The organism is Pseudomonas sp. CCNWLW23 (assembly GCF_037095675.1).
Taxonomy (GTDB): domain Bacteria; phylum Pseudomonadota; class Gammaproteobacteria; order Pseudomonadales; family Pseudomonadaceae; genus Aquipseudomonas; species Aquipseudomonas atacamensis.
Genome location: NZ_JBAWKM010000017.1, coordinates 121,001 through 138,574, shown reverse-complemented (window position 1 = coordinate 138,574; position 17,574 = coordinate 121,001). Strand labels below are relative to the sequence as shown.

At 59.7% G+C, this 17,574-nt stretch carries 19 protein-coding genes; 8 read left to right on the top strand and 11 right to left on the bottom strand.

Features of this window, described 5'->3' with window-relative positions; all coding sequences use genetic code 11:
• Positions 1-81: 81 nt before the first annotated feature.
• The 4 genes from V8J63_RS20660 to V8J63_RS20645 all read right to left on the bottom strand — a co-directional run bounded on the left by V8J63_RS20660 (position 82) and on the right by V8J63_RS20645 (position 4,311).
• On the bottom strand, positions 82-1,914 hold the full coding sequence (locus V8J63_RS20660; RefSeq protein ID WP_130887203.1) for an ABC transporter ATP-binding protein: 1,833 nt from the start codon (positions 1,912-1,914) through the stop codon (positions 82-84).
• A gap of 88 nt (positions 1,915-2,002) precedes the next feature.
• On the bottom strand, positions 2,003-2,566 hold the full coding sequence (locus V8J63_RS20655) for a peptidylprolyl isomerase (protein WP_041478824.1): 564 nt from the start codon (positions 2,564-2,566) through the stop codon (positions 2,003-2,005).
• A 3-nt stretch (positions 2,567-2,569) separates the two neighbouring features.
• The gene (locus V8J63_RS20650) at positions 2,570-3,373 is read right to left on the bottom strand and encodes an alpha/beta fold hydrolase (RefSeq protein ID WP_123442890.1); all 804 of its coding nucleotides are present in this window, start codon (positions 3,371-3,373) and stop codon (positions 2,570-2,572) included.
• A gap of 14 nt (positions 3,374-3,387) precedes the next feature.
• On the bottom strand, positions 3,388-4,311 hold the full coding sequence (locus V8J63_RS20645; RefSeq protein WP_336464565.1) for a LysR family transcriptional regulator: 924 nt from the start codon (positions 4,309-4,311) through the stop codon (positions 3,388-3,390).
• A 49-nt stretch (positions 4,312-4,360) separates the two neighbouring features.
• Here V8J63_RS20645 and V8J63_RS20640 point away from each other — a divergent pair, with 49 nt between their 5' ends.
• From V8J63_RS20640 to V8J63_RS20630, 3 genes are all read left to right on the top strand, one after another.
• Positions 4,361-4,675 (top strand): hypothetical protein, encoded by a 315-nt coding sequence (locus V8J63_RS20640; RefSeq protein WP_016771198.1) that lies wholly within the window; start codon positions 4,361-4,363, stop codon positions 4,673-4,675.
• Between the two features lie 232 nt (positions 4,676-4,907).
• Positions 4,908-5,507, top strand: coding sequence for an FMN-dependent NADH-azoreductase (locus V8J63_RS20635; protein WP_073472882.1), 600 nt, complete (start codon positions 4,908-4,910; stop codon positions 5,505-5,507).
• A 361-nt stretch (positions 5,508-5,868) separates the two neighbouring features.
• The gene (locus V8J63_RS20630; RefSeq protein WP_336464564.1) at positions 5,869-6,735 is read left to right on the top strand and encodes a carboxylate/amino acid/amine transporter; all 867 of its coding nucleotides are present in this window, start codon (positions 5,869-5,871) and stop codon (positions 6,733-6,735) included.
• A gap of 106 nt (positions 6,736-6,841) precedes the next feature.
• On the opposite strand, the gene V8J63_RS20625 is transcribed toward V8J63_RS20630, so the two are convergent.
• Entirely contained in the window at positions 6,842-8,140 is a 1,299-nt protein-coding gene (locus V8J63_RS20625) for a mechanosensitive ion channel family protein (protein WP_056783642.1), read from the bottom strand.
• 191 nt (positions 8,141-8,331) lie between these two features.
• On the opposite strand from V8J63_RS20625, the gene V8J63_RS20620 reads away from it, so the two are divergent.
• A complete protein-coding gene (locus V8J63_RS20620; protein ID WP_197892141.1) occupies positions 8,332-9,672 on the top strand; it encodes a DEAD/DEAH box helicase in 1,341 nt (446 codons plus the stop codon).
• A gap of 51 nt (positions 9,673-9,723) precedes the next feature.
• Here V8J63_RS20620 and V8J63_RS20615 read toward each other — a convergent pair whose 3' ends face one another.
• The gene (locus tag V8J63_RS20615) at positions 9,724-9,999 is read right to left on the bottom strand and encodes a hypothetical protein (protein ID WP_041478956.1); all 276 of its coding nucleotides are present in this window, start codon (positions 9,997-9,999) and stop codon (positions 9,724-9,726) included.
• An 89-nt stretch (positions 10,000-10,088) separates the two neighbouring features.
• Positions 10,089-10,823, bottom strand: a complete 735-nt coding sequence (locus V8J63_RS20610) for a DUF899 domain-containing protein (protein WP_336464563.1) — start codon at positions 10,821-10,823, stop codon at positions 10,089-10,091.
• Positions 10,824-10,995: 172 nt separating this feature from the next.
• Here V8J63_RS20610 and V8J63_RS20605 point away from each other — a divergent pair, with 172 nt between their 5' ends.
• Positions 10,996-11,388 carry a transcriptional regulator gene (locus V8J63_RS20605; RefSeq protein WP_130887200.1) on the top strand — a complete coding sequence of 131 codons (393 nt, stop codon included), beginning with the start codon at positions 10,996-10,998 and terminating at the stop codon, positions 11,386-11,388.
• A gap of 120 nt (positions 11,389-11,508) precedes the next feature.
• On the opposite strand, the gene V8J63_RS20600 is transcribed toward V8J63_RS20605, so the two are convergent.
• The 3 genes from V8J63_RS20600 to V8J63_RS20590 form a co-directional block, all read right to left on the bottom strand.
• Positions 11,509-12,378 (bottom strand): DUF6279 family lipoprotein, encoded by an 870-nt coding sequence (locus V8J63_RS20600; RefSeq protein WP_130887199.1) that lies wholly within the window; start codon positions 12,376-12,378, stop codon positions 11,509-11,511.
• 77 nt (positions 12,379-12,455) lie between these two features.
• Positions 12,456-13,172 (bottom strand): TorF family putative porin, encoded by a 717-nt coding sequence (locus V8J63_RS20595; protein WP_024012045.1) that lies wholly within the window; start codon positions 13,170-13,172, stop codon positions 12,456-12,458.
• 203 nt (positions 13,173-13,375) lie between these two features.
• Positions 13,376-13,564 (bottom strand): hypothetical protein, encoded by a 189-nt coding sequence (locus tag V8J63_RS20590; protein WP_016985943.1) that lies wholly within the window; start codon positions 13,562-13,564, stop codon positions 13,376-13,378.
• A 339-nt stretch (positions 13,565-13,903) separates the two neighbouring features.
• Here V8J63_RS20590 and V8J63_RS20585 point away from each other — a divergent pair, with 339 nt between their 5' ends.
• The 3 genes from V8J63_RS20585 to V8J63_RS20575 all read left to right on the top strand — a co-directional run bounded on the left by V8J63_RS20585 (position 13,904) and on the right by V8J63_RS20575 (position 16,360).
• Entirely contained in the window at positions 13,904-14,740 is an 837-nt protein-coding gene (locus tag V8J63_RS20585) for a CvfB family protein (protein WP_206420873.1), read from the top strand.
• Between the two features lie 44 nt (positions 14,741-14,784).
• Positions 14,785-15,177, top strand: a complete 393-nt coding sequence (locus V8J63_RS20580) for a DUF2177 family protein (protein WP_336464562.1) — start codon at positions 14,785-14,787, stop codon at positions 15,175-15,177.
• 253 nt (positions 15,178-15,430) lie between these two features.
• The gene (locus V8J63_RS20575) at positions 15,431-16,360 is read left to right on the top strand and encodes a DMT family transporter (protein ID WP_016771155.1); all 930 of its coding nucleotides are present in this window, start codon (positions 15,431-15,433) and stop codon (positions 16,358-16,360) included.
• Here V8J63_RS20575 and V8J63_RS20570 read toward each other — a convergent pair.
• Positions 16,308-17,489 carry an MFS transporter gene (locus V8J63_RS20570; protein ID WP_016771154.1) on the bottom strand — a complete coding sequence of 394 codons (1,182 nt, stop codon included), beginning with the start codon at positions 17,487-17,489 and terminating at the stop codon, positions 16,308-16,310. The two genes, V8J63_RS20575 and V8J63_RS20570, sit on opposite strands and share 53 nt — an antisense overlap.
• Positions 17,490-17,574: the final 85 nt, after the last annotated feature.

Here is a 17,574-nt window from a genome sequence, read left to right as displayed (position 1 = left end):
CCGTGACGCTCCGCGTCACTGGACGCGGAGCGTCCCTTGAGGCATTCCCACGCAGAACGTGGGAACGATCATATCGCGCGATCAATCGATACCGACAAACCCTCCGGTCTGGTGCGCCCACAAGCGCGCATACAGGCCACGATGGGCGAGCAGTTCGGCATGGGTGCCGCTCTCGGCGATCTTGCCGTTTTCCAGCACCACCAAGCGATCCATGCGCGCGATGGTCGAGAGACGGTGGGCGATGGCGATCACGGTTTTGCCTTGCATCAAGGTCTCGAGGCTTTCCTGAATCGCCGCTTCGACTTCCGAATCCAGTGCCGAGGTGGCTTCGTCCATGATCAGGATCGGCGCGTCCTTGAGCAGCACCCGCGCAATCGCGATGCGCTGGCGCTGACCGCCCGACAATTTCACCCCGCGCTCGCCGACATGCGCATCGAAACCGCTGCGGCCTTCAGCGTCGGACAGCAGTGGAATGAACTCATCAGCGCGAGCCTTGTGCACCGCCTCCCACAGCTCGGCATCGGTCGCATCCGGTTTGCCGTAGAGCAAGTTGTCGCGGATCGAGCGGTGCAGCAGCGAGGTGTCCTGGGTGATCATGCCGATCCGCGCGCGCAGGCTTTCCTGGCCGACGTCGGCGATGTTCTGCCCATCGATCAGGATGCGCCCGCCCTCGACGTCATACAGGCGCAGCAACAGGTTGACCAGGGTTGATTTGCCAGCGCCGGACGGGCCGATCAAACCGATTTTTTCCCCCGGTTTGATGTTCAGGTTGAGGTCGCCGATGATCCCGTGCTTCTTGCCGTAGTGAAAATCCACGTGCTCGAAACGCACTTCGCCCGAGGCCACGGCCAGCGGTTTGGCCTGCTCGCGGTCGGTGACGCTGACCGGTTGCGAAATGGTGCGCAGACCGTCCTGAACCATGCCGATGTTTTCGAAAATGCCGGTGACCACCCACATGATCCAGCCGGACATGTTGACGATACGAATCACCAGGCCGGTGGCCAGGGCAATCGCGCCGACGGTGATCAGCGACTGCGTCCACAGCCACAACGCCAGCGCCGTGGTGCCGACGATCAGCAGGCCGTTCATGGTGGTGATCGCCACGTCCATGCTGGTCACCACACGACCGGCCATCTGCGCTTTGACGGTCTGTTCTTCGATGGCTTCCTTGGCGTAGTGCTGTTCGAAGTTGGTGTGGGCAAACAATTTCAGCGTGGCGATGTTGGTGTAGCCATCGACGATGCGCCCCATCAGTTTCGAGCGCGCGTCAGAGGCTTCCACCGAGCGCTCCTTCACCCGTGGCACGAAGTAATACAGCGCGCCGATGTAGGCGACGATCCAGGTCAGCAACGGGATCATCAGGCGCCAGTCGGCCTCGGCGAACAGCACCAGCGAGCTGATCGCATAGATCACCACGTGCCACAGCGCGTCGACCGCTTGCACGGCAGAATCGCGCAGCGAGTTGCCGGTCTGCATGATGCGCTGGGCGATGCGCCCGGCGAAGTCGTTCTGGAAGAAATTCAGGCTCTGCTTGAGCACGTAGCTGTGGTTCTGCCAGCGGATCATGCTGGTCATGCCGGGGCTCAGGGTCTGATGCACCAGCAGGTCGTGCAGGGCAAAGAAGATCGGTCGCAGCACCAGAGCGACCACCAGCATCCAGGTCAATTCGAGGGCGTGGTCGCTGAAGAAATTCGGGTTGGGCGTGCCTTGGGCCAGATCGATGATGCGGCTCAGGTAGCTGAACAGCGCTACTTCGATCAATGAGGCAAACAGGCCGATGACGAGCAGGGCAGCAAAACTTGGCCAGACCTGCTTCAGGTAATAGACGTAGAAGGGCCAGACGCGGTCCGGCGGGGACGCCGTCGGGGCGTCGCGGAAGATATCGATCAGTTGTTCGAAACGGCGATAGAGCATCAGATAACCGCCCGGAATCCGGGCTCTCCTTTTATCAGTGCGAGCGGCGCAAGCTCAGCCGGGCGCCGCTCGATATGCCCGGCGAAACTCAGTCGATGCGCTTGGCCGACTTGATGATCACAGGGTCGACAGGCACGTTTTGCATGCCGCTTTTGGTGGTGGTCTGCGAGTTGACGATGATGTCCACGACGTCCATGCCCTTGACCACTTTGGCGAACACCGCGTAACCGGCGTCACGGCCCGGGTCAAGGAATGCGTTGTCGGCAACGTTGATGAAGAACTGGCTGGTCGCCGAATCAGGGTTGGAAGTACGCGCCATCGACAGGGTGCCACGAACGTTGTGCAGGCCATTGCTGGCCTCGTTCTTGATCGGCGCCTTGGTTTCTTTCTGTTGCATCTGCTGGGTGAAGCCGCCGCCCTGAGCCATGAAGCCCGGGATCACGCGGTGGAAAATGGTGTTGTTGTAGAAGCCGCTGTCGACGTATTCAAGGAAGTTCTTCGTGCTGATCGGTGCCTTGACCGGGTCCAGTTCGATTTCGATCTGGCCGTTGGTGGTGTCCAGCAGCACGTGAGGCGCCTTGGCCGGGGTAGCAGCCATCAGGTTGGCGGCAAACAGTACGGAGCCGGCGGCGAGGGCGAGTTTTTTCAGCATGGGTCAGTGATCCTGAGAGTGAAGGTCGGCTGTGGCGAGAAAATCCAGCAGCGTGTGATTGAAGCGTTCGGGTTGATCGAGCGGGGTGGCATGGCGCGAGTCGTCAATGACCACCAGCCGCGCATCCGGCAGCAGTTTTACATAGGTTTCCTTTAACGCCACCGGTGTGTAGTCACGGTCGGCGCTGATGACGAGCGTTGGACAGGACACCCGGGAAAGTCGTTCCTGAACGCCCCAGCCCACGATCGCATCGAAGCTGGCGAGATAAGCACGTTTGTCGTTTTTTGCCCAGCGTTCGGCCATTTTCCGTCGCAGATCGGCCTGTTCCGGCTTGGGGAAAAGTTTGCTGCCGAGGGCTTTGCCGATGGTTTCCAGGCTGAGCAGGCGCATCAGGCTCCAGCGTTTGAACCACTGCCAATAATCATCGCGGCTGCGCAATTTGACCTGTGGTGCGCTGTTGACAATGGTCAGGCTCTTGAGCACCTGCGGCTGATCGACGGCCAGTTGAAAACCGATCATTCCGCCCATCGACAGCCCGACGTAGTGCACCGGGCCGAGGCGCAGGTGTTCGATCAAGGCCAGCAGGTCGGCGCTGAACCCGGCGATGCTGTAGCGCTCGCGGGGTTTGTCCGAGCGCCCGTGGCCGCGTATGTCCGGGACGATCACCCGGTAGTGCGCGGCCAGCGCGGGGATCTGCATTTCCCAGTCCAGGGTGCTCGAGCCGAGCCCGTGAACCAGCAGCAACGGCGCACCGTGGCCATATTCCTCGTAGTGCAGGTTGCAACCTTCGTGCTCGAAATACGCCATCGGTGAACTCCGTGTCAGGCTTGTTCAGGTGCGGCAAACGGTGCGTCCAGCGGCAAGGTGTCGAAGGTGCGCAGCAGTTCGATGAGGATTTGCGTGGCTGGGCCCAAGGGTTTGTCCTTGTTCGAATACAGATAGAAACTCGAATTGCGGCTGCCGCCTCGGTCCAACGGTAGCAGCTTGAGCGAACCATCCTTGAGTTCGCGGTCGATCATGTGCCGCGGTAGCCAGGCAAAGCCCAGGCCGCTGCTGACGAAGGTCGCGGCGGTGGCGAGGCTGCCGACGGTCCAGCGCTGCTCGGCGCCGAGCCAGCCGACATCGCGCGGCTGCTGGCGGCCGGAGTCGCGGATCACCACTTGCATCTGGGTTTCCAGATCCTGAAAGCTCAGCTCGCGGTTGAGCCGATGCAGCGGGTGATCAGGGTGGGCAACGGCGACGAACTCGACATCGCTCAATTCCGTACCCAGGTAGCCCGGAATGCTCAGGCCGGTGATGGCCAGATCCGCCACGCCTTCGAGCAGCACTTCCTCGACGCCCGACAACACTTCCTCGCGCAGACGCACGCGGCAGCCGCGACTCTGCGGCATGAACGCGGTCAGGGCACGGACGATCCGCGCGCTCGGGTAGGCCGCATCGACCACCAGCCGCACTTCAGCTTCCCAGCCTTGCTCCATGTGATGGGCGAGGTCTTCCAATTGGCTGGCCTGTTTGACCAATTGCCGCGAACGGCGCAGCAATACGCCGCCGGCTTCGGTGAGCACAGCTTTGCGCCCGTCGATGCGCAGCAACGGCACACCGAGCTGATCCTGCATGCGGGCGACGGTGTAGCTCACCGACGATTGCGAACGGTGCAGGGCCTCGGCGGCCTGGGCGAATCCGCCGTGGTCGACCACGGCCTGCAACGTTCGCCATTGATCAAGGGTCACGCGGGGCGCTTTCATCAATAGCTCCTCTTGTCCTAAGCTGGCCGTCCCTCATGGAGACTGCCGAATGAAAAAATTCTGTTGTGTGGTGCTGGCGCTGCTGCCGTTGACCGCGTTTGCCTATCCGATCGACGTGCAAAAGGATCTCAATGGCATGAAGATCGACTACGAGACTTACGACACGGACAACGACATCGGCTCGATCCGCGTGGCCAATTACGGTGACGTCGATGCGACCTGCCGTGCGGTGTTCAGCAACGGCCCGGAAGCACCGCGCACCCGCAGCATCGATGTGCCGGCGGGCAAGCATAAAAACGCTACGGCCAAGTTCACCCGCGAGATCATCAAGCTGCGCATCAAACTGACCTGCACCCCGAAATAGCACCGCGAACCCTTGTGGGAGCGAGCTTGCTCGCGAAAGCGGTATGTCATTCAACAATGATGTCGACTGATACGGCCAATTCGCGAGCAAGCTCGCTCCCACAGGGTATGTGTCAGCATCTAAACTAATTATTCGATGCTTTGCAGCAATTATTTACGCTTTTTCATCGATTAGACTCTGTTTAACCTTCACTCCATCGACTTACAACATTCTCGGATGGAGGCTACACACCATGTCCCGCGTTCTGATCATCGAAAGCAGTGCCCGCCAGCAAGACTCGGTTTCCCGTCAACTGACCCAGACCTTCATCGCTCAGTGGAAAGCCGCGCATCCTGCCGATCAGATCACCGTGCGTGACCTCGCCGCGAACCCGGTGCCGCATCTGGACGCCAACTTGCTCGGTGGCTGGATGAAGCCCGCCGAACAGCGCAACGACAGCGAACAGGCGTCGCTGGACCGCTCCAACCAATTGACTGATGAGCTGCTTGCCGCCGACGTGCTGGTGATGGCCGCACCGATGTACAACTTTGCGATCCCGAGCACGCTTAAGGCCTGGCTCGATCATGTGCTGCGCGCCGGGGTGACCTTCAAGTACACCGAAACCGGTCCGCAAGGTCTGCTCAACGGCAAGCGCGCCTTTGTCCTGACTGCTCGCGGTGGTGTGTATGCCGGTGGTCCTGCGGATCATCAGGAACCGTACCTGCGCCAGGTGATGGGTTTCATCGGCATCAACGACGTGACCTTTATCCATGCCGAGGGCATGAACCTGGGCGGTGACTTCCAGGAGAAGGGCCTGAATCAGGCCAACGCCAAACTGTCTCAGGTCGCTTGATCGGTTAATCGCCAGATAATCGCTGGATGGTCTAGTGACCTGGCGCAACCCCTTCAAGGTTCCACGCGCATCGAACCTCCCTTTGCACTTTTGCTCCTGAGTGCTGTAGCCCGATTGAACGCTTTAGCGAGATCGGGCTTTTTTTTGTCTGCGATTTTTCTGAACACTGCACATCCGAATTTCACATAAGTCCCTGTGGGAGCGGGCTTGCCCGCGATGGCGGAGTGTCAGTCGACAAATACTTGCCTGACCCTCCCTCATCGCGGGCAAGCCCGCTCCCACAGGGATTTGTGCTGTTCGAGGGTTCGCGGTCTGGCGCAAAACCCGCTATCGTCGCCGCCATTCGATTTTCGAGGCGAGCATGGGCTATCTACTTTTTGTCACGCTGATCCAGGCGTTTTCCTTCAGTCTGATCGGCGAATACCTGGCCGGGCATGTCGACAGTTACTTCGCGGTGCTGGTGCGTGTGGTGCTGGCGGGGCTGGTGTTCATTCCGCTGACCCGCTGGCGTTCGGTGGAGCCGGCGTTCATGCGTGGCATGTTGCTGATCGGCGCGTTGCAGTTCGGGGTGACTTACGTCTGCCTGTACCTGAGCTTCCGCGTGCTGACGGTGCCGGAGGTGTTGCTGTTCACCATTCTCACGCCGCTGCACGTGACGTTGATCGAAGACGCGCTGAACCGCCGCTTTAATCCGTGGGCATTGGTTGCTGCGCTGGTGGCCGTGGGCGGTGCGGCGGTGATTCGCTTCGACAGCATCAGTCCCGACTTTTTCATGGGCTTCCTGCTGCTGCAACTGGCCAACTTCACTTATGCCGCCGGGCAAGTGTTGTACAAGCATCTGGTGGCCAAGCATCCGAGCGATCTGCCGCATTACCGCCGCTTCGGTTATTTCTACCTCGGTGCATTGGCGGTTGTGCTGCCAGCGTTCCTGTTATTCGGCAAGTCGAACTTCCTGCCGGAAGCGCCGCTGCAATGGGCGGTGTTGCTGGTTCTCGGACTGGTGTCGACGGCGCTGGGTCTGTACTGGTGGAACAAAGGTGCATGCATGGTCAACGGCGGCACACTGGCGGTGATGAACAACCTGCATGTGCCGGTGGGATTGTTGTTGAATCTGCTGATCTGGAATCAGCATGAGGAACTGGGGAGATTGTTCCTTGGCGGGGGTGTGATTCTGGCGGCTGTGTGGATCAGTCGGTTGGGCATCCGTAAATCTCCGGCCGCCGCATAACCCCTGTGGGAGCGAGCCTGCTCGCGAAGGCGTTGGGTCAGATAAGTATGGGTCGACTGACACATTGCATTCGCGAGCAGGCTCGCTCCCACATTGGATCTTTGGGTTACATCAGGTGTTTTTCCGGCTCCGGAATACTCGCCGAGCCCAGTACCGCCGGCAACAACCCCGCACGCAAATCCCCGCCACTCGGCTGTTGATACAGACTCAAGCCAAACTCCGGCAACACCGCCAGCAGGTAATCGAAAATATCCCCCTGAATCCGCTCGTAATCGGCCCACACCGTGGTGCGGGTGAAGCAGTAGATTTCCAGCGGAATGCCCTGCGCGGTGGTCTGCATCTGCCGGACCATGCAGGTCATGTTCGGCTGAATCTCCGGGTGGCTCTTCAGATACGCCAGCGCATAGGCGCGGAAAGTGCCGATGTTGGTCATGCGGCGGCGGTTGGCTGACATGGCCGCGACATTGCCCTGCGCTTCGTTCCAGGCCTTGAGCTCGGCTTTCTTGCGGCCCATATAGTCGGTCAGCAGGTGCACCTGGGAGAGCTTTTCTTCCTCGTCGTCGCGGATGAAGCGCACGCCGCTGGCATCGATGAACAGGCTGCGCTTGATCCGCCGACCGCCGGACTGCTGCATGCCGCGCCAGTTCTTGAACGACTCGGACATCAGCCGCCAGGTCGGGATCGAGACGATGGTTTTGTCGAAATTCTGCACTTTGACGGTGTGCAACGTGATGTCGACCACGTCGCCATCGGCGCCGACTTGTGGCATTTCGATCCAGTCGCCGACGCGCAGCATGTCGTTGCTGGTCAGCTGCACGCTGGCGACGAACGACAGCAGCGTGTCCTTGTAGACCAACAGAATCACCGCCGACATCGCACCCAGACCCGACAGCAGCAACAGCGGCGAGCGGTCGATCAGGGTGGCGACGATGATGATCGCGCCGAACACGTACAAAACCATTTTCGCCAGTTGCACGTAGCCTTTGATCGAGCGTGTACGCGCATGCTCGGTGCGCGCGTAGATGTCGAGCAGGGCGTTGAGCAGGGCGCTGACCGCCAGCAGCAGGAACAGGATGGTGAACGCCAGCGCGACGTTGCCGAGAAAATTCATCGCGGTTTTGCTCAGCTCCGGCACCAGGTGCAGGCCGAACTGGATCACCAGCGACGGCGTCATTTGCGCCAGCCGTTGAAACACCTTGTTGTGCCGGAAGTCGTTGATCCAGTGCAGTGCCGGTTGGCGGCCGAGCATGCGGCTGGCATGCAGGATCAGGTAACGCGCCACCCGTCCGAGCACCAGCGCGATGACCAGCAGCACCAACAGCGCCAGTCCCGATTGCAGAAGTGGGTGCTCTTCGAGCGTGCCCCAGAGGCCTTGGGCTTTGAGCCAGAGCTGTTTGATATCCATAAGCGAAACGTTTCTTCTGTAAGACGCGAGGGCCGATTAGAGCATTTAAGACGCTGTGTATTGCTGCGAGTGACAAATCGGGCAACAAAAAAACCACTGATTGTCGGCGTTTGCACAAAGAAACTCGGCCTGAGCGCTCGAAACCGGTAACCTATGCAGCTGTTTTTTTGCATATCTTCGAGGTAGCACCCGTGTTTTCCCAATTCGCCCTGCACGAACGCCTGCTCAAAGCTGTGGCCGAGCTGAAATTTGTCGAGCCAACGCCTGTGCAAGCCGCGGCCATTCCGCTGGCGCTCCAGGGGCGTGATCTGCGGGTGACGGCGCAAACCGGTAGCGGCAAAACCGCCGCTTTCGTCCTGCCGATCCTCAATCGCCTGATCGGCCCGGCGAAGATCCGCGTCAGCATCAAGACGCTGATCCTGCTGCCGACCCGTGAACTGGCCCAGCAGACCTTGAAGGAAGTCGAACGCTTCTCGCAGTTCACCTTCATCAAGTCTGGCCTGATCACTGGCGGCGAAGACTTCAAAGTCCAGGCCGCCATGTTGCGCAAAGTGCCAGACATCCTCATTGGCACCCCGGGGCGGATGATCGAGCAACTCAATGCCGGCAACCTCGACCTGAAAGAAGTCGAAGTGCTGGTGCTCGACGAAGCCGACCGCATGCTCGACATGGGTTTCGCCGAGGACGTGCAGCGTCTGGTCGACGAGTGCCCGAACCGTCAGCAGACCATGCTGTTCTCCGCCACCACCGGCGGTTCCGGCCTGCGCGAAATGATCGCCAAGGTCCTGAACAACCCGGAGCACCTGCAGCTCAACGCGGTCAGCCAGCTCAACTCGACGACTCGCCAGCAAATCATCACCGCCGACCACAATCAGCACAAAGAGCAGATTGTGAACTGGCTGCTGGCCAACGAGACCTACCAGAAGGCCATCGTCTTCACCAACACCCGCGCCATGGCCGACCGCATCTACGGCCGCCTCGTGGCTCAGGAATACAAAGCGTTCGTGCTGCACGGCGAGAAAGACCAGAAGGATCGCAAACTGGCGATCGATCGTCTGAAGCAGGGCGGTGTGAAGATCCTCGTCGCTACCGACGTTGCAGCCCGTGGTCTGGACGTCGACGGTCTGGATCTGGTGATCAACTTCGACATGCCACGCAGCGGCGACGAATACGTACACCGCATCGGTCGTACCGGCCGCGCCGGCAACGATGGTCTGGCGATCTCGCTGATCTGCCACGGCGACTGGAACCTGATGTCGAGCATCGAGCGCTACCTGAAGCAGAGCTTCGAGCGCCGCACCATCAAGGAAGTCAAAGGCACCTACGGCGGACCGAAAAAGGTCAAGGCTTCGGGCAAAGCCGTCGGCGTGAAGAAGAAAAAGACCGACGCCAAGGGCGACAAGAAAAAAACCACGGCCAAGACACCGACCAAGCGCAAGAGCGTGAACCGGCCGAAGCCGGATTCTCTGGTGAGCAGCGACGGCATGGCCCCGCTCAAGCGTCGCAAGCCAGCCGAGCCTGCGGCTGAGTAAGCTTTAGCAGCGCATATAAAAAAACCGGACATTGTCCGGTTTTTTTTCGCCTCAACTGTCGGCTTTTTTCTCTGCCGACCCCAGTTCCTTCAGACGCTGATCGATCAACTGGCATTTGTCTGGGAGATCCGCACTGGCCGTGCCCAGATCCATTTTCTGCAGCTCGGCGTTAATCTCCTTGGCTTTTTCCGGATTCTGCTCGGTGAGCTTGGAGACTTCCTTGGCCAGTTGTTCGCGTTTGATCGTCGCCTCTTCCGGCGTGCAGGCCCAGACGGGCAGGGCGCAGGCAAGGGTGGCGGCGAGGGAGAGCTTGATCAGGATTTTCATGGGCAGGCCTCAGTTCCGGTTAAGGCGGGTTAACCGGTTGAGGGCTGAAGCCTGGTAAAAGTTCAGAAACTGTGGGGGCAGGGTTGCGCTCAATCGGCATGGCAGCAACCCGACTTCGGCGCACCGTCATAGCGATCATGATGCCGCACCCATTCCATGATCTCGTCTTCATTCCTGCCCTTGGGCGTCAGATCCAGATAGTGGTAAGCGCCAACCAGCATGTCCAGACCGCGCGCGTATGTGGAATAGGTGTGAAAAATCTCGCCTTCGTCATTGCGATAGAACACGCTCAGCCCCGGCATTTCTTCCTCGGCGCTGTCGGTTTTTTCGTAGTTGTAGGTAGCCTTTCCCGCCGCGACGTCTTCAGCCCGGGCGCAGACGCCGAAGTCGTAATTGAAATCGCAACCTTCTGACGAGACCCAGTCGAACTTCCAGCCCATGCGTTGTTTGAATGCCTGAAATTTGCGCAACGGCGCGTGGGAGACGGCGACCACCGCGACGTCGTGATGGGCCAGGTGCTGGTTGGCGCCGTCGATGTGGTCGCTGAGGAACGAGCAGCCCTGGCAGCCTTGCTCCCAGCCTTCGGCAAACATGAAATGGTAGATGATCAACTGGCTGTTGTTGCCAAACAGGTCGTTGAGCTTGAGCTCGCCGTTCGGCCCTTGAAAATGATAGTCCTTGTCGACTTTCACCCACGGCAGGGCGCGGCGCTCGGCGCTGAGGCGATCGCGTTCCCGGGTGAAGGCTTTTTCGTGGGCCAGATGCTGTTGACGGGCGGCGAGCCATTCTTCGCGTGATACCACCGGATGGTTTGCAACGTTCATGACGATGTCTCCTGCGGGTTGAACCGGCTGTTTCAGCCTAGTCGTTCAACGTGCGAGGTAATCGACAGCCGTCGGTCGGTCGGGGCCGGAAATACTGCTGAACGGCTGCGCAGCGCTTCGGTCACAACCTTGAACGCGGCACAAAATCACCCGCACCGGAGGTTGGATCAGGATGACGACTTATAACTGGGATTTGATTGAACGTTTGCTGCATGAAGTGCAGAACAGCGCTGGCCACAGCTTCGCTCCCCGCGCGTATGCCGAAGACCACGCGGCCGAGAAAGCCAGCGCCGGCGAGCCGATCGACAATCTCGATCACTTGAAAACCCTGGCCTGTGATTATGAAAAGATGTTGCTGGAGCGCGGATTCATCGAGCCGCGGCCGGATCACGAGGGCAGTACTGGCAACAACTTCATTCTGACCCCGCGCGGCTCCAGCCTGCTGAGCCTGATCGACAGCAGCATCCCCGGCAACGACCATCCGCGTCAGGTGCTGGATGAGCAGGAGGATGCGCTGGATGAGGTGACGTTTGATGAAGTCGCCTCGAAGGCTCAAATCGCCTGAGCCAGCGAAATCCCCTGTGGGAGCGAGCCTGCTCGCGAATACGGTCTGTCAGTGACATTTGATCTGTCTGATATTCCGCTTTCGCGAGCAGGCTCGCTCCCACATTGGATTCCAGTGATTTCAAGGTTTCTGCGCGGCCTTCAGGCACTTGAGGTCATTGAAGTCTTTGCGCACTCCCTCGATTTTCTTCAACAAACGCTGACGCTGTTGCGGCGTGCTCTCGGCCATCAAGTCGACAAACAGCGAGCGCGCCTGGGCTTCGGTGTTGGCGTAGGCCTTGCGGTAGTCCGCTGTCCACAAGCGCTCGCGATTGACCAGAAGTGTCTCGATGCGTTGTGGGAATTCGGGGCTTTGGCGTTGCGCAACGGCGGCGCTGAACTGTTGCTGCCAGTGCGCGCGGTTGGCGATCCATTGGGTGTTCTGGTCGCCCAAGGCGTTGGTCCAGGCCACGACGCGTTGTTTCTGCGTGTCACTGAGCGGGCCTAGCCAATCGTTCAGGCGTTTTTCCATGCGCTCGCCGCGTTCCTTGATCTGCTGAGCCAGCGGCGGTTTCACGTATTCCTGCTGACGTTTGCGCAAATCCTTGGCAAACGCGTCGTTCATTTCAGCCACCTGTTTATCGTCCAGGCCTTGCAGCAACTCAATGGCCGAAGGGGTGATTTCCCGGGCGGTTTCGGCGATGGCCTGTTTGGCTTCGGCGGTGCGCTCCTGCAGCGCGGCGTCGCTCACTTGATTGCTCTCGACCATGGCCTGCAAACGGTCCAGCCAGTCGAGGTAACCCGGTAACTGCGTGGTGCAGTGCCAGCTCAGATGTTCCTTGAGGCGTTCATTGAACCAGTCTTTCTGTTCGCCGTTCATGTCCACGTAGTCGCTCAGCGACCACGGGATGATTACGTCGAGGTTGCGGTAGGCCAGGCCCACGCGGCTGCAAGCGCCGAGGGCGAGGGTGAAGATCAGCAGGGCGGCAATCTGTTTGAACCAGCGAGACATGGGCAAATCCTTGCGAGAGCCTGGCGTCGGAAATCTGATTCTTATGTGATGCAGGATGCGCGCGGCAGTTCAGCCGATCAATAGAACGTGCGTACAGCCTTAAGGGTGACGAGGCCGTCGCACTCGCTGTTGTGCCCGGAATAGGCCGAGCAATCACTGCCGCTGAGGCTGGAGTCGCTGTAGATCAGATCAAGATCGACGCCCATGAACGGCCGCGACAGTTTCACCGACCAATCAGTGAAACTGCTGATATAGCCACCGTCCACCGCCGCCGGTGTATTCAACTGGTGCGTGGTGTATTTCATGCTCACGCCAATGCCGAACGGCTGATTGCCAGTGAGGTCGGCAAACAAGGTGTTGTTCTGTTTATCCGGGTCGTTGCTCAGGGCAATGCCGAAGCGACTGCCCAGCAGAGTCAGGCCACCAAACAGCTCCTGGCTGTCGAGGGTGTCCACGCGGGGATAGCTGTAATGGATCATCCCGACTTCATAGCCGAGCACCTGATCGAACGGCTGCTTGAAGCCGACGTAGGAATCGATCTCGAGGTTCTTGCCCGGGCTGATGCCCATGCTCGGCGCGTACTGGCCGAAATACACGCCGCTGTCGTGGCTCAGATCAAGGCCACCGTGGAACGAGCCGACCGCCGCCGGTTTGACCAGACCCTGGGCCATGCTGCGGCTGGGCGTGGTGCCAAGCTTGAGATCGAAGTCGCCCAGTTCACCCTGAAAAACCTGCGCGTGCGCGGTCGTGCCTGACAGCAGGCTGACGAACAATAAACAGGGAAATGGGCGCATGCGTCACTCCATGAACCGCGAGCGCAGGGCGAAGGCCTGCTGAAACGCTTGATCTAGACGCGTGCAAGGATACCGGCGAATGCCCGGCATTGATGGCCGTTCGTCGATTTTCAGGAATTTTTGTTTAAAGCGAAGGGGTGTTGCGCGGTGCCAGTCCAGGCGCTTCGAAGCTCAAAGCGCCTCTGGACGGGGTAAAACCGGTGTTACTTCTTGCCCAGGCTGATCTGCTTGGACGGGCCGAATGTCTGGCCGCTGACGCCTTTGGCAATTTGCTGGATCTCGCCGCCGGACTTGAGGAATGCTGCGATCTGATCGTTGATCGATTCGCTGGTTTCAACGGCTGGAGCTGGCTTTGCTTTGCTGGTGGATGCTTTTACACGCATGGCGGCCATTAACCTTTAGAAAAGTAACTCGGCCAGGCATCGTACAGGAATAACTTGACAATAGCTTGGTAAATATCCCCCGGATTATCCAACCGTAACGCTGCATTATTACCGGCCGCTCACTCGTAATAAGCAGCTAACCTGCTGTTTTAAATGAGAACATTTAATTGAAGTGAGGCAAATCAGCGCGGCTGTGAAGCGTCGGACCGGACTGACGAGCGGCACCCCGTAGGGCAGTGATCAAGCAAAATCAACAGGTTGACGCAGATTTTCCGCTGCGAGGATCTGTCGCCCGACGTTGGCGGCAAAAACGGGTAGAATGCCGCCCACGTATTGAGGGTTTCGGAAATGGCTTTAGTCGGGCGTTACAACAGTTTGCAAGTGGTTAAACACACTAACTTCGGTTTATATCTGGACGGCGGTGCCGATGGCGAAATTCTTTTGCCCAACCGTTATATCCCCAAAGATATTCCCAGCGAAGATGAAGACTGGCTCAACGTATTCATCTATCTGGACAGCGAAGACAAACTTCTCGCCACCACGGAAAAACCGAAAGTTCAGGTCGGCGAATTTGCCAGTCTGAAAGTGGTTGAAGTCAACAGCATCGGCGTGTTCCTCGACTGGGGCCTGCCGAAAGATCTGCTGCTGCCGTACTCGGAAGAAAAGCGCCAGATGACTGCTGGCGAATACTGCGTGGTGCACGTCTACCTCGACAAACACACGCGCCGCATCACCGCCACCGCGCGCCTCGATCGTTACCTGGACAAGACCCCGGCCATCTACAGCCCGGGCCAGGAAGTTGATCTGCTGGTAGCCGAAGCCACCGACATGGGCTTCAAGGCGATCATCAACAACAAGCACTGGGGCCTGATCCACAAGAACGAGATCTTCAAGTTCATGCGTTCGGGCATGCGCGAGAAAGGCTTCATCAAGGAAGTGCGCGCCGACGGCAAGATCAGCCTGAGCCTGCAACCGGTTGGTCAGGAAGCGGCGAGCAGTCTGAGTTCGAAGATCCTCGGCAAGTTGCGCGAAAACGACGGCACCCTGGCGGTCAGTGACAAGAGTGATCCGGCGTTGATCAGCAGCCTGTTCGGTGTCAGCAAGGGCAACTTCAAGAAAGCCATCGGCTCGCTGTACAAGGAAGGCAAGATCGTCATTCACGCCGATCGCATTGAACTAACCTGAGCCTTGAGTGGCCCATGTTGCAGGCCACACAAGAGGTTGGATCAATGAAAAAGGCGCTGATCGCTTACGTCGCAACGCTGCTGACGTTTCTGCTGCTCGATGGCATCTGGCTCGGGCTGCTGATGGCGCCGACCTATCGCGAACTGCTCGGTTCGCTGATGCTGGAAAAACCGCTGCTGTTGCCCGCAGCGGTTTTTTATTGCCTGTACGTTATTGGCTGCGTGGTGTTCGTGGTGTGGCCGGCGCTGAGCTGGCAGAGGGCGGCGAAGCTGGGTGCGCTGTTGGGGCTGGTGGCCTACGGCACTTATGACCTGACCAATTGGGCGACCTTGCGCGACTGGTCGGTGCAGGTGAGTTTGATGGACTGGGCGTGGGGGACAGTGGCGACTGCAGTTGCTTGCACGGTGGGCTATTTGGTGGCGAAGCGGTTTGCCTGAGCTGATCCGGCAGTTGTGTTGGCAGTGCTGGCCTCTTCGCGAGCAGGCTCGCTCCCACGTGTTCACCGAACCCTCTGTGGGAGCGAGCCTGCTCACGAATGACGGCGCAGCCGTCAACCATTCGGCGCTGACGCCACTGACCAACTTAATGTCTTTTCCAGACGGTTTTTTCCGCGCGACTGATTGATAATCCTCGACACTGTTTTCTGACCAATGGATGGCCTGCCATGTTGTGTGTGTTCGAGGTGATGCGGTGAGTGCCGAGCGGCGCAATGCCGACGGTTTTGCCCTGCAAGTGATGATCGGCCTGTGCCTGATCTGGGGTGTGCAGCAAGTCCTGATCAAGTGGGCGGCAACGGATATCGCGCCGGTGATGCAAGCGGCGGGGCGCTCGGGGATTTCTGCCTTGCTGGTCGGTTTGCTGATCTGCTGGAAGGGCGGTTGGGATCAGGTCGGCAGCACCTGGCGCGGCGGCTTGCTGGCCGGTGCGCTGTTTGGTCTGGAGTTCCTGTTCATCGCCGAAGGCCTGCAACTGACCACCGCCGCGCATATGTCGGTGTTCTTGTATACCGCGCCGATCTTCACCGCACTCGGCGTGCATTTCCTGCTGGCCAGCGAGCGGTTGCGCCCGTTGCAATGGCTGGGGATTCTGCTGGCGTTCATCGGCATCGCGATTGCCTTCGCCGGTGGTGTGTCGTGGGACAACCTTGATCGGCGCATGCTGCTGGGCGATGCCTTCGGCGTATTGGCCGGCGCCTGTTGGGGCGCGACCACCGTGGTGGTGCGCGCCTCGCGACTGTCGGAAGCGCCGGTGACATTGACCCTGTTTTATCAGCTGATGGTCGGTTTCATCGGTCTGCTGTTGATCGCGTTGTTCAGCGGCCAGATCACCCACGTCAGCCTGACTACCGTGGCGGTGGCCAGTGTGCTGTTCCAAGGGCTGGTGGTGTCGTTCTTCAGCTACCTGGTGTGGTTCTGGCTGCTGCGCCGTTATCTGGCGGCCAACCTTGCGGTGTTCTCGTTCATGACGCCGTTGTTCGGCGTGACCTTCGGCGTGCTGCTGCTCGGCGAACAGTTGAGCCTGAACTTCGTCATCGGCGCCGTGCTGGTGCTGCTCGGCATCACTTTCGTCAGCGCCGAACAGTGGCTGCGTCGGCGTTTGCGCAAGGCGCTGGGCCAGTAGCCCTGGCCTGCATCGCCAGCGCGCCGGCCAGCAACAAGCCGGCACCGGCGATCAGCAGCGCCGGCTGCAAGCCGCCGCTGAAATGGCTGCTCAGCGCCGCCAGCAGCGGGCCGCTCAGTTGGCCGACAGCGAAGCACGCCGTGAGCATCCCGGCGTTGCGCTGAGTGTCGTGGGGCGCCAGCTCTCGCGAACGCTGCATGACCAGTTGCATGCAGGCCAGAAACGGCGTGCCGCAGAGGATCACCCCCAACGCCAGGCCGACGCCGCTGCCCAGCAGACAGGCGAACACTCCGGCCGCTTGCAGCCACAACGTCGCCATCAGCCAGTGCCGCGTGGTTTCGGGATCATGTCGGCGCAGACTCACCAACCACACACCGATTGCCGCGCCGAGGCCAAAGCACGGCCAGAACAGATCCGCCTGCCACTGGCCGTGAAACTGCGCGTTGGCCATCTGCGACAGGAACGTTGCCGGAATGATGTAGCCGATGCCGTACAGCGCATACACCAGCGCCAGCCGGGCAATGCCGCGATTCGCTGGGTTCACATGGGTTGTCGCTGGCCTCGCTACCCCCGTGGGCTGCGGTAACAACCGCCAGACGCCGAGCATCATCAGCAACGCGGCGGCCGCGTAAATCAGCCACAGCGTCGCCGATGTCTGCTGCAAGCGGTGTGAGACCAGCGCCAGCAAGCCTGTGAGAAAAATCCCCAGACCCGGCCCGGCAAAAACCAGAGCACCCCAGCGCGGGCGACCCGCTGCCGCCGCCAGCGGCTGACTGAGTGAAGTAATCATCACCAGCACCCAGGCACTCGCCACCCCGGTACCAAAGCGCAACAGCAAGTGCGACCAGAAACCGTTGGCCCAGAACGACGCCAGTGTCAGCAGCACGCACAGCCATAGCCCGCCATGCAGGCGACGCTGCACCTGCTGCGGCCGCTGGGCGAACATCGCATCCACGGCACCGAGCAGATAGCCGAAGTAGTTGGCCGCCGCGATCAGCCCGGCGGCGGTGAGATCGATCTGCCCTTCGCTGAGCAGGTGCGGCATCTGAGGTGTCAGGGCGAAACGGCCAATGCCCATGGCCATCATCAGGGCAACGAAACAGGCGGATAAACGTATCAGCGGCGACATGGTCGGGCTTCCTTCAAAGCAGCAATGACCGTCAGGCTAGGATCGATTGACTTTCTTTAAAATTGAATAATAGTGAGTAACTTGT